Annotated in this window: 10 protein-coding genes and 1 other annotated feature; of the genes, 6 read left to right on the top strand and 4 right to left on the bottom strand. The window is 48.8% G+C overall.

What is annotated here, in order from left to right:
* Positions 1-64 precede the first annotated feature (64 nt).
* The 3 genes from aroF to A9B99_RS20310 all read left to right on the top strand — a co-directional run bounded on the left by aroF (position 65) and on the right by A9B99_RS20310 (position 3,207).
* The gene (gene aroF, locus A9B99_RS20320) at positions 65-1,135 is read left to right on the top strand and encodes a 3-deoxy-7-phosphoheptulonate synthase AroF (protein ID WP_064600760.1); all 1,071 of its coding nucleotides are present in this window, start codon (positions 65-67) and stop codon (positions 1,133-1,135) included.
* A gap of 12 nt (positions 1,136-1,147) precedes the next feature.
* Positions 1,148-2,269 (top strand): bifunctional chorismate mutase/prephenate dehydrogenase, encoded by a 1,122-nt coding sequence (gene tyrA / locus A9B99_RS20315; RefSeq protein ID WP_064600758.1) that lies wholly within the window; start codon positions 1,148-1,150, stop codon positions 2,267-2,269.
* Between the two features lie 68 nt (positions 2,270-2,337).
* A complete protein-coding gene (locus tag A9B99_RS20310; RefSeq protein ID WP_064600756.1) occupies positions 2,338-3,207 on the top strand; it encodes an SMP-30/gluconolactonase/LRE family protein in 870 nt (289 codons plus the stop codon).
* Between the two features lie 29 nt (positions 3,208-3,236).
* Here A9B99_RS20310 and pheA read toward each other — a convergent pair whose 3' ends face one another.
* From pheA to bamD, 4 genes are all read right to left on the bottom strand, one after another.
* Positions 3,237-4,397 carry a bifunctional chorismate mutase/prephenate dehydratase gene (gene pheA / locus A9B99_RS20305; RefSeq protein ID WP_064600755.1) on the bottom strand — a complete coding sequence of 387 codons (1,161 nt, stop codon included), beginning with the start codon at positions 4,395-4,397 and terminating at the stop codon, positions 3,237-3,239.
* Between the two features lie 21 nt (positions 4,398-4,418).
* Positions 4,419-4,545, bottom strand: a sequence feature (Phe leader region).
* Positions 4,473-4,544 (bottom strand): pheA operon leader peptide PheL, encoded by a 72-nt coding sequence (gene pheL, locus A9B99_RS24075; RefSeq protein ID WP_197499305.1) that lies wholly within the window; start codon positions 4,542-4,544, stop codon positions 4,473-4,475. (Overlaps the previous feature by 72 nt.)
* A 102-nt stretch (positions 4,546-4,647) precedes the next feature.
* Positions 4,648-4,980, bottom strand: coding sequence for a ribosome-associated translation inhibitor RaiA (gene raiA, locus A9B99_RS20300; protein WP_064600754.1), 333 nt, complete (start codon positions 4,978-4,980; stop codon positions 4,648-4,650).
* A gap of 268 nt (positions 4,981-5,248) precedes the next feature.
* Positions 5,249-5,986, bottom strand: a complete 738-nt coding sequence (bamD, locus tag A9B99_RS20295) for an outer membrane protein assembly factor BamD (RefSeq protein WP_064600753.1) — start codon at positions 5,984-5,986, stop codon at positions 5,249-5,251.
* A 132-nt stretch (positions 5,987-6,118) separates the two neighbouring features.
* Here bamD and rluD point away from each other — a divergent pair, with 132 nt between their 5' ends.
* From rluD to clpB, 3 genes are all read left to right on the top strand, one after another.
* A complete protein-coding gene (gene rluD, locus A9B99_RS20290; protein ID WP_064600751.1) occupies positions 6,119-7,099 on the top strand; it encodes a 23S rRNA pseudouridine(1911/1915/1917) synthase RluD in 981 nt (326 codons plus the stop codon).
* Positions 7,096-7,824 (top strand): purine nucleoside phosphorylase YfiH, encoded by a 729-nt coding sequence (gene yfiH, locus A9B99_RS20285; protein WP_064600749.1) that lies wholly within the window; start codon positions 7,096-7,098, stop codon positions 7,822-7,824. Before rluD ends, yfiH begins: the two co-directional genes overlap by 4 nt.
* Positions 7,825-7,954: 130 nt before the next feature.
* Positions 7,955-10,528: an ATP-dependent chaperone ClpB gene (gene clpB, locus A9B99_RS20280; protein ID WP_064600747.1), complete on the top strand. Its 2,574-nt coding sequence runs from the start codon at positions 7,955-7,957 to the stop codon at positions 10,526-10,528.
* Positions 10,529-10,949: the final 421 nt, after the last annotated feature.

Genomic DNA, 10,949 nt, shown 5'->3' with positions numbered 1-10,949 from the left:
GTGGTAAGGTTAATGCGCCTCTCGGGGAAAATATCGCAAACTTCGTTTTAACAGGACTTCCACCATGCAAAAAGACACGCTGAATAATATCAACATCGCTGATGAACAAATCTTGATTACACCTGAACAACTCAAAGCGCAGTTTCCGCTTACTGCACAACAGGAAGCTCAAGTGTCTGAGTCTCGCAAGACCATTGCAGATATTATTGCCGGGCGCGATCCGCGCTTGTTAGTGGTGTGTGGCCCTTGCTCTATTCATGATCCCGAAGCAGCAATTGAATATGCCCGTCGTTTTAAAACACTCTCAGAACAAGTCGGCGATAGCTTGTATCTGGTGATGCGTGTCTATTTTGAAAAACCGCGTACTACTGTTGGCTGGAAAGGCTTAATCAATGATCCGCATATGGATGGTTCATTTGACGTGGAAGCTGGTCTGAAAATTGCCCGTCACTTGCTGGTGGAACTGGTTGGTATGGGCTTGCCACTGGCAACAGAAGCACTGGATCCAAACAGCCCGCAATACCTGGGTGATCTGTTCAGTTGGTCTGCTATTGGTGCCCGTACAACTGAGTCGCAGACCCACCGTGAAATGGCTTCCGGGCTGTCTATGCCTGTTGGCTTTAAAAATGGGACAGATGGCAGCCTGGCTACCGCAATCAATGCAATGCGTGCCGCATCTATGCAGCACCGGTTTATGGGGATTAACCAGGCAGGCCAGGTTTGCCTGTTGCAGACCCAGGGTAACCCGGATGGGCATGTTATTTTGCGGGGCGGAAAAGCACCCAACTACGGCCCTGAAGATGTTGCTCAATGTGAAAAAGAGATGCAGAAGGCGGGACTCCGTCCATCTCTGATGATAGATTGCAGCCATGGCAACTCAAACAAAGATTTCCGTCGTCAAACCGGGGTTGCGGAATCGGCTGTTGCTCAGATAAAGGATGGCAACCGTTCTATTATTGGCCTGATGATTGAAAGTAACTTATTCGAAGGCAACCAGTCATCAGAACAACCCCGCAACGAAATGAAATACGGGGTTTCTGTAACTGATGCCTGTATCAGTTGGGAAGCGACCGAGGCGCTGTTGTGTGATATCCATGAAGATCTTCGTGAGCATATTGCTGCGCGCCAGGCTTAAGAGGAAGAATGAATGGTTGCTGAACTGACTGCACTGCGCGATCAAATTGATGAGGTGGATAAAGCGTTACTCGGATTACTGGCACGTCGCCTTGAACTGGTCGCTGAAGTCGGAGAAGTAAAGAGCCGTTATGGGTTACCGATTTATGTTCCAGAGCGAGAGGCGTCAATGCTGGCTTCGCGTCGCCATGAAGCTGAAATGCTTGGTGTACCACCGGATCTTATCGAGGATGTGTTACGTCGGGTGATGCGCGAGTCTTATTCCAGTGAGAATGATAAAGGCTTTAAAACACTGATGCCGGGGTTGCGTCCTGTGGTGATTATCGGTGGCGCAGGGCAAATGGGGCGGTTATTTGAAAAACTGCTGGTGTTGTCCGGTTACCAGGTGAGAATTCTGGAACAAGGAGACTGGCCGCAGGCCGAAACGCTGTTGCATGATGCCGGAATGGTTATTGTCAGCGTCCCCATCCATTTGACTGAGCAGGTGATTAACCAGCTTCCGCCTCTGCCACAGGATTGTATTCTGGTTGACCTTGCTTCGGTGAAGAATTCTCCGTTACAGGCGATGCTGGCTGCTCACTCCGGGCCTGTTTTGGGGCTGCATCCTATGTTTGGTCCGGATACTGGCAGCCTCGCTAAACAAGTTGTTGTGTGGTGTGATGGGCGCCAACCGGAAGCGTATCAATGGTTTCTTGAACAAATCCAGGTTTGGGGCGCGCGCATACACCGTATTAGCGCGGTTGAGCATGATCAGAATATGGCTTTTATTCAGGCGTTGCGTCATTTCGCCACGTTTGCTTATGGCCTGCATCTGGCTGAAGAGAATGTTCAGCTTGATCAACTGCTGGCGCTGTCTTCGCCTATATACCGGCTTGAGCTGGCAATGGTCGGGCGCTTGTTTGCCCAGGACCCGCAGTTATATGCCGATATTATTATGTCTTCTGGAAATAACCTGGCACTCATCAAGCGTTATTATCAGCGCTTTGGTGAGGCGTTGAGCCTGATAGAGCATGGCAACAAACAGGCCTTTATCGACAGTTTCCGCAGAGTTGAACACTGGTTTGGTGATTACGCGAAACATTTTCAGGAAGAAAGCCGAAATTTATTACGTCAGGCTAACGATAGCCGCCAATAAGCAAAACAGGTTTTATACTTGAAAACCAGCAGGGTAAATCTGCTGGTTTTTTATTTTGGGGGAAAATCATGGGGACGCCAGAGCTGTTACTGGATTATATCGGGCACTTGCCGGAAAGCCCGGTGTGGGATGAACAGGAAGGTACACTGTACTGGAGCGATATTCTGGAACAAGAAATTCATAGTTTCCAGTTAGCCTCACGCCAGCATCGTGTTATTCGCTTTCCGGAAGAGGTTGGGTGTTTTGCTTTACGTCAGTCTGGTGGGTTCATTGTGGCAATGCGTAGCGGTATTTGGCTGTGTAACGCAAATGGCATTTTGCTGCATAAAGTGTGTGATAACCCTAATAACCCTCAGCTCGCACGCTTCAACGACGGGGGAACAGACCGCCAGGGCAACTTTTATGCCGGAACCTTTTGGGCTCCAGGTGATTTCAATGGTGCGTTACTGGTGCGTGTTGGCAGCACTTTGCAGCCCCAGGTTATTCAGTGTGATCTGCAGGGAGCTAATGGGCTGGCGTTCAGTCCATCGGGTGAATACATGTATAACTCAGATTCCCCCAACCGTGTGATTTACCAGAGCAGAATAGATGAGCAGGGCGAACAAGGTGTGCGCCGGGTGTTTCGCAATTTCACACCAGAAGAGGGACTGCCAGATGGCGCTGCAGTGGATGCCGAAGGGTGTTACTGGAGTGCATTTCATGGCGGCAGCCGTATTGCCCGATTTTCATCACAAGGGGAACAGTTACTGGAAGTGCGACTGCCAGTACCTATGCCTACTATGGTCTGTTTTGGCGGTGAGGATATGCGCACGTTGTTTATTACCACCACCCGGGAAAATATGAGTGACGAGGGGCAGGCTCAGTACCCCTTATCTGGCGCTATCTTCACTCTGTCTGTTGATGTGGAGGGTATAGCTGCGACCCGTTTTGCGGGCTAGTAGCGTACAGTTCCACTGGTGAACGACTGTTATGCTGGTTCAACTGGAATCACATTTTCGCTGGGGTAGCAGCCCAGTACCTTCAGGTAACGGGTGATGCTCTCCAGTTCAGCCAGCGCATGTTGCATGGCGCTAGATTGCAGGTTGGCCTGAATATCCAGGTAAAACATTTCTTCCCACGGGTTACCATGAATCGGACGGGATTCCAGCCTGGTCATGATCAGGTTGTGGTTGCGCAGCACCAACAGTGCTTCAACCAGCGCGCCTGCCTGTTGCCCGGTAGCCATAAGCAGTGTGGTTTTGGCCGGAACCTGGTCAGAAACGTTTACAGGTTTGCGGGCCAGTACTACAAAGCGGGTAATATTTTGTTTCTGGTTCGCCAGATTGCGTTCAAGTACTTGCAGCCCGTATAAAGCGCCGCCAGGTTCACTTCCCAGTGCTGCGACAGAAGGGTCTGAAGACTGGGCCACTTTTTCCATTGCCGCCGCAGTGCTCTCACAGTATTCAATATTCCAGTGCGGGTAGCGGTTAATGAATTGGCTGCATTGCTGAAAGGGTTGTGGATGGCTGTAAACGGTTTTGATTGTATCAAGGTCCGTTGTTGTGGATACCAGTACACAATGGTCAATTGGCAGTGTCAGTTCTCCCACAATAGACAGGTTAGTGTGTTGCAGTAAATCATAAACATCATTGATTGCGCCTGAGCTGGTGTTTTCCAGTGGAACAACTGCGTAGTCTGCCTGACCTGTTTCGACCTGGCTGAAAATATCCTGAAACTTATTGCACCCACACTCAACAAATTCTTCAAAATGGCGTGCGGCATACTGGCGGGAAGCCAGATGAGACCAGGAGCCTTTTGGACCGAGGAAAGAGATACGTGCGGTGTGGGGGTTTGTTTTATTCAGGTTTTGTTGCAGAAGGGCTTGCTGGGTAAGAACGGAGTCTTCAATAATTAATTGAAACAGGCGGGTAATATAGTGTGCGTCGAGTTGCTTTTGTTTACCCAGAATAATCAGGCGCTCAAGCAAATCTTTTTCTCTGTCAATATCGCGCACAGGCCGGTGCGTTGCCAGTTTCGCTTTACCTACTTCCACCGCCAGCGCTTTACGCTCAGACAGGAGATCCAGCAGCTTTTTATCAACTGCGCTGATTTTGTCCCGCAGGGCCAGTAATGGATTTTCCGGAGTCATAACTCAACCTTTTTGTTAGCCATAAAAAAGGCCTCCCCGTTTGGGGAGGCCTGCTTATTCGTCTTCGCGTGCTTCTTATATGACGAATCGCCCCCCCGAAATGGGGAAGATAAAGAAGAATGCGAAGAAGAACAGACGTTGTTTCATGTACGTTTCTCTGAAAGTGATACCAGTAAAGTACCCGCAGAGTTTTCATTCTGTCAATAAAAAACGCGCCCGAAGGCGCGTTAGGAAATATACCTGCGATGTATCACGCTTCTTCAGCACTGATCACATCTTTTACTGAAGCATCGGCCCGGCGGGCTTCACTTTTATGTTGTAGCTTATTCAGTTGGCGCTCCAGTTTCGTTATCAGTTCATTAATGGCGGCGTACATATCTTCATGTTTTGCGCTGGCCACCAGATGCCCATTCGGTGTGTTGATGGTTGCATCTGCAACAAAACCCTTAGGTTCTTTGGACAAAATAATATGCGGATTAATAAGATGCGTTTGCCATTTGTCCAGTTTGGAGAGACGTTCGGTGACATGCTGGCGAATAGCTGGGGTGATTTCCATTTGTTTGCTGGTAATGTTCATTGTCATAAATTTACCTCTTGTCTTTCCGTCTTGGTGATTTCAGCATACCGCGCTTAATGTCAAAATGCGTGAGTAAAATCACGTAATTTTGTCACTTTTTGTCAATCTAACGTGTTTTGTGAGGCAGGACAGGATGAGGCCATTTAGGCCTTGTCGAATACGCTAAAAAGCGCCATAGTTGACTGGATAACACAACTGAAAAAGTGACAGTTTGTGTGTGAGTGGCATAAAAAACGGCAGCCTGTGGCTACCGTTTTTTTGTGTGAGGCACCAATCAGGTGTTCGGGCTGTTTGATGCGATAATTTTGGCTACTTTCTCTGCCTGCGCATCCAGTTGCATTTTGCGGTAGGCATTTTCCATCAGAGGCAGGGCATCACGAGTAGCCTGCGTATCCTGGTAGTTTTTCAGCATACCTTCCACACGGTTAACAACTGCAACCCAGGCGCCACGTCTGGTGTAATATTGCGCCACGGAGAGCTCGTATTTTGCCAGGCGGTCTTTCAGGAACAGCATCCGTTTCTCTGCATCGTTCGCATACTCGCTGTGCGGGTAACCACGTACCAGTTTTGAGAAATCGTTGAACGCATCACGCGCATGCTGTGGGTCACGGTCTGAACGATCCACACCGAAGAAACCTTGCAGTGCGCTGTCGTCGAGCGCCATGTTGGTCAGGCCACGCATGTAAAGCACATAATCGATGTTAGGATGCGTGGGGTTCAGGCGCAGGAAGCGGTCAATGGCTGCCTGTGCCAGCGGCAAGTCTGCGTTTTTATAATAGGCGTAGATAAGATCCAACTGAACTTGTTGCGAATATGGGCCAAACGGATAACGGTTATCCAGCGCTTCAAGTTGCTTTATCGCCGCTTTCCAGTTACCGTCCTGCAGCTTTTGCTGAGCAGTCGCGTAAATTTCAGAAGGCGGATTATCAGGCACCTCATCTTTGGAGCTGGAACAACCAGCCAGAGCAAGGCTCAGTGTGGCGGCTGCCAGCAGATATTTCATACGCATCATGACGTTTTGGCTTTCCTCAAAATGTTATTCCGGGAGACTTTCCGTGAAGCTTCCGGTCAAGACCAGCTACAATAGCACACTATATTAAACGGCAAAGCCGTAAAAACCCAACGTTAAACAAAGAAGCTGTATATGGCACAACTAGTACAACTCACTGCAACGGTATCCGAAACTCAACTCGGTCAACGCTTAGATCAGGCTTTGGCTGAATTGTTCCCGGATTATTCCCGTTCTCGAATAAAAGAGTGGATTTTGCAGGGCCGCGTTCAGATTAATGGTCTGCTTTGCGATAAGCCTAAAGAAAAAGTGCTTGGTGGGGAACAGGTTTCCATCAATGCGGAAATTGAAGAAGAAGTGCGTTTCGAACCGCAGGATATCCCGCTGGATATCGTGTACGAAGATGAAGACATCATCGTTATTAATAAACCGCGCGATTTAGTGGTTCACCCGGGTGCTGGTAACCCGGATGGCACTATTCTAAACGCATTACTGCATTATTACCCGCCGATTGTGGATGTTCCTCGGGCTGGGATTGTGCACCGCCTGGATAAAGACACCACCGGGTTGATGGTGGTGGCAAAAACTGTCCCGGCACAAACGCGCCTGGTTGAGTCTTTGCAGCGCAGAGAAATCACCCGTGAGTATGAAGCAGTGGCAATCGGGCATATGACCGCCGGTGGTCTGGTTAATGAACCTATCAGCCGGCATCCTACTAAGCGCACTCATATGGCTGTGCACCCAATGGGCAAGCATGCTGTGACGCACTACCGGATTATGGAACAGTTCCGGGTGCATACCCGCCTGCGCCTGCGCCTGGAAACTGGCCGTACGCACCAGATTCGCGTTCATATGGCACATATCAGCCACCCGCTGGTGGGCGACCCATTGTATGGCGGCCGCCCTCGTCCACCAAAAGGTGCCTCTGAAGCGTTTATTGACACTCTGCGTAAATTTGACAGGCAGGCGTTGCATGCCACTATGCTGCGCTTATATCACCCCATTTCCGGTATAGAAATGGAATGGCATGCGCCTATTCCACAAGACATGATTGATCTTATTGCCGTAATGCGTGACGATTTCGAAACCTATAAAGATCAAGTGGACTGGTTATGACAAAAATGATCACCCCGCAGTGGCCATTACCTGAAGGTGTAATGGCGTGCAGTAGTACCCGAATTGGCGGGGTGAGTCAGCCACCCTGGGGGGGCCTGAATCTGGGCGCCCACTGTGGTGATGATGCCGCCCATGTTGAACAAAACAGGCAAATTTTTTATACGGCAGCTGGTTTGCCAGCTCAGCCAGAGTGGCTTGAGCAAGTTCATGGCACGCATGTACTTAATCTGGATTCTCCCTGGGAGAATAAGCGTGCAGATGCGGTATATACCCGGCAAAAAGGGAAAGTGTGTGCTGTTATGACGGCAGACTGTTTGCCGGTTTTATTATGTAACAATGTAGGTACGGAAGTGGCTGCTGTACATGCTGGCTGGCGTGGGCTGTGTGAAGGTGTTATTGAAGCAACCGTTGCTTGTTTTGAAGATGAACCAGCTAATTTACTCGCATGGTTAGGCCCGGCGATTGGTCCTGAGGCCTTTGAAGTTGGCCCGGAAGTGCGGGCCGCATTTATGGAAAAGGCCCCGGAAGCACAGCAGGCATTCAGGCCTGTGGGTGAGAAATATTTCGCCAATATTTACCAACTGGCTCGCCAGCGCCTGGCAAAGCTGGGTATTAACCAGGTGTATGGCGGTGACCATTGCACATTCAGTGAGTCCAGTACGTTCTTCTCTTATCGCCGTGACAGAACAACCGGGCGTATGGCAAGTTTTATCTGGCTGATATAACCTATTAAATCAAGGCGATCCGGTACGTGTATTTTTTCCCAAACATAATTATGGTCATTAACCTTGAATAAATTGAGGGATGACCTCATTTAATCTCCAGTAGCAAATTTGACCTGTTATGGGAGGAATTATGCGTCTGGATCGTCTTACTAACAAATTCCAGCTTGCTCTCGCTGATGCCCAGTCTCTTGCTCTCGGGCACGACAACCAATTTATCGAACCGCTTCACCTGATGAGTGCTTTATTCAATCAGGAGGGGGGCTCTGTACGTCCTTTACTGACTTCTGCTGGCGTTAATACTACTCAGCTTAAAAGCGCCATGGAAAATGCGTTATCCCGGCTACCTCAGGTTGAAGGTACCGGGGGCGATGTTCAACCTTCGCAGGATCTGGTGCGAGTATTGAACATGTGCGACAAACTGGCGCAAAAACGTGGCGATAACTTTATTTCGTCTGAACTGTTCGTTCTGGCTGCGCTTGAATCGCGCGGTTCACTGGCAGATATTCTGAAATCTGCTGGAGCAACAATCGCCAATATAACACAAGCGATTGAGCAAATTCGCGGAGGGGAAAACGTGAATGATCAGGGTGCCGAGGACCAACGGCAAGCATTAAAAAAATATACGCTTGACCTGACTGAGCGGGCGGAACAAGGCAAACTTGATCCGGTTATTGGCCGTGATGAAGAAATTCGCCGAACCATTCAGGTATTGCAGCGCCGTACTAAAAATAATCCAGTACTGATTGGTGAGCCTGGTGTGGGTAAAACCGCCATTGTGGAAGGGCTTGCCCAACGTATTATCAACGGCGAGGTGCCTGAAGGCTTGAAAGGCCGCCGTGTTCTGGCTCTGGATATGGGGGCGCTGGTGGCTGGCGCTAAATACCGCGGCGAGTTTGAAGAACGACTGAAAGCAGTACTGAATGATCTGTCCAAACAGGAAGGCAACGTCATTCTGTTTATTGATGAATTACACACTATGGTAGGGGCTGGTAAGGCCGATGGCGCAATGGACGCGGGCAATATGCTGAAACCGGCACTTGCTCGTGGTGAGTTGCATTGCGTTGGGGCTACCACACTGGATGAATATCGTCAGTACATTGAAAAAGACGCTGCGCTGGAGCGTCGTTTCCAGAAAGTATTTGTCGCACAACCCAGTGTTGAAGACACCATCGCTATTTTGCGTGGTTTAAAAGAGCGGTATGAATTGCATCACCATGTGCAAATAACTGACCCGGCTATTGTTGCTGCGGCAACGCTGTCACATCGCTATATTGCAGACCGGCAATTACCGGATAAAGCGATTGACCTGATAGATGAAGCTGCTTCCAGCATTCGAATGCAGATTGACTCAAAACCTGAAGAGTTGGATCGTCTTGACCGCAGAATCATTCAACTGAAACTGGAACAACAGGCGCTACTGAAAGAATCCGATGATGCCAGTAAAAAGCGTCTGGAAATGCTTAATGATGAGTTATCTCAGAAAGAGCGTGACTACGCTGAGCTGGAAGAAGAATGGAAAGCTGAAAAAGCGTCGTTATCCGGTACTCAAACTATTAAGGCGGAATTAGAACAGGCTAAAATTGCCATCGACCAGGCGCGTCGTGCTGGAGACCTGGCAAGAATGTCTGAACTGCAGTACGGCAAAATTCCCGAGTTGGAGAAACAGCTGGCGGCAGCTACGCAGTCTGAAGGTAAAACGATGCGCTTGTTGCGTAATAAAGTGACAGATGCAGAAATTGCTGAGGTGCTGGCTCGCTGGACGGGGATCCCTGTGTCCCGCATGTTGGAAAGCGAACGGGATAAGTTATTACGTATGGAAGATCAATTGCATCAGCGTGTGATTGGCCAGGATGAGGCGGTTCAGGCTGTTTCGAATGCTATTCGCCGTAGCCGTGCGGGGCTTTCTGATCCTAATCGTCCAATTGGTTCTTTCTTGTTCCTCGGTCCTACGGGGGTTGGGAAAACGGAATTGTGTAAATCCCTGGCGAATTTTATGTTTGACAGCGATGACGCCATGGTTCGTATCGACATGTCGGAGTTTATGGAAAAGCACTCGGTTTCCCGTTTAGTCGGGGCACCTCCAGGATATGTCGGTTATGAGGAAGGGGGCTATTTGACGGAAGCCGTGCGTCGCCGCCCATATTCGGTCATTTTGCTGGATGAAGTTGAAAAGGCACATCCTGATGTATTCAATATCTTACTACAGGTATTAGACGATGGGCGCCTTACTGACGGCCAGGGGAGAACGGTCGATTTCAGGAATACTGTAGTCATCATGACTTCAAACCTGGGCTCTGATTTAATCCAGGAACGGTTTGGGGAACTTGATTATGGCAATATGAAAGAGTTGGTAATGGGCGTAGTGACTCATAGCTTCAGGCCTGAGTTTATCAACCGTATTGATGAGGTAGTTGTTTTCCACCCACTTTCAGAGCGCCATATTGCTTCTATTGCGAATATTCAGTTGCAGCGGTTGTATAAACGCCTGGAAGAACGTGGTTATGAACTTCATATCACAGATGAAGCTTTGGTAATGCTTGGTGAAAATGGCTACGACCCGGTTTATGGTGCGCGGCCGTTGAAACGAGCCATTCAGCAACAGGTTGAGAACCCACTGGCCCAGCAAATTTTGTCGGGCGAGTTAATTCCGGGAAAAACAATTGAGCTGAAAGTTAAAGATGGTTCGATTGTCGCAGTGCAGTAAATCACAAAAATAACAAAAACAGGCCCTGTGCGGCCTGTTTTTGTATAATAAATATCCAAAAATCACAGTTTAAGATGTGATTTGCCTGGAAAATAATCGAACGATAATTTTTTTGTATTAAACACTTGCCAGCGAGAGATTAGTCCCTATAATGCGCCACCACTGACACGGCACAACGGCAAACAAACCGGCCTGTCAGGCAAAGTTAAGTAAAAATAAATGCTTGACTCTGTAGCGGGAAAGCGTAATATACGCAGCCCGCGCCACCCGGAAATACGGTGGCACTGCTCTTTAACAATTTATCAGACAATCTGTGTGGGCACTCATAAGCACTGATATCTTAACGTCGCAAGACGCTAAAAATTATCAAGTCTTAAAGAGTGACTAACAGTTAATTCATTACGAATAAACAGTTTAATTC

The organism is Mangrovibacter phragmitis, from assembly GCF_001655675.1.
GTDB classification, from domain to species: domain Bacteria; phylum Pseudomonadota; class Gammaproteobacteria; order Enterobacterales; family Enterobacteriaceae; genus Mangrovibacter; species Mangrovibacter phragmitis.
Note: the sequence above shows the minus strand (reverse complement) of the source record. Positions and strands in the feature narration are given on the sequence as shown.

What these genes read in the sequence shown, in the direction of transcription:
- aroF (WP_064600760.1), top strand. Translation starts at nt 65, where the DNA reads ATGCAAAAAGACACGCTGAATAATATCAACATCGCTGATGAACAAATC.
- tyrA (WP_064600758.1), top strand. Translation starts at nt 1,148, where the DNA reads ATGGTTGCTGAACTGACTGCACTGCGCGATCAAATTGATGAGGTGGAT.
- A9B99_RS20310 (WP_064600756.1), top strand. Translation starts at nt 2,338, where the DNA reads ATGGGGACGCCAGAGCTGTTACTGGATTATATCGGGCACTTGCCGGAA.
- pheA (WP_064600755.1), bottom strand. Translation starts at nt 4,397, where the DNA reads ATGACTCCGGAAAATCCATTACTGGCCCTGCGGGACAAAATCAGCGCA.
- raiA (WP_064600754.1), bottom strand. Translation starts at nt 4,980, where the DNA reads ATGACAATGAACATTACCAGCAAACAAATGGAAATCACCCCAGCTATT.
- bamD (WP_064600753.1), bottom strand. Translation starts at nt 5,986, where the DNA reads ATGATGCGTATGAAATATCTGCTGGCAGCCGCCACACTGAGCCTTGCT.
- rluD (WP_064600751.1), top strand. Translation starts at nt 6,119, where the DNA reads ATGGCACAACTAGTACAACTCACTGCAACGGTATCCGAAACTCAACTC.
- yfiH (WP_064600749.1), top strand. Translation starts at nt 7,096, where the DNA reads ATGACAAAAATGATCACCCCGCAGTGGCCATTACCTGAAGGTGTAATG.
- clpB (WP_064600747.1), top strand. Translation starts at nt 7,955, where the DNA reads ATGCGTCTGGATCGTCTTACTAACAAATTCCAGCTTGCTCTCGCTGAT.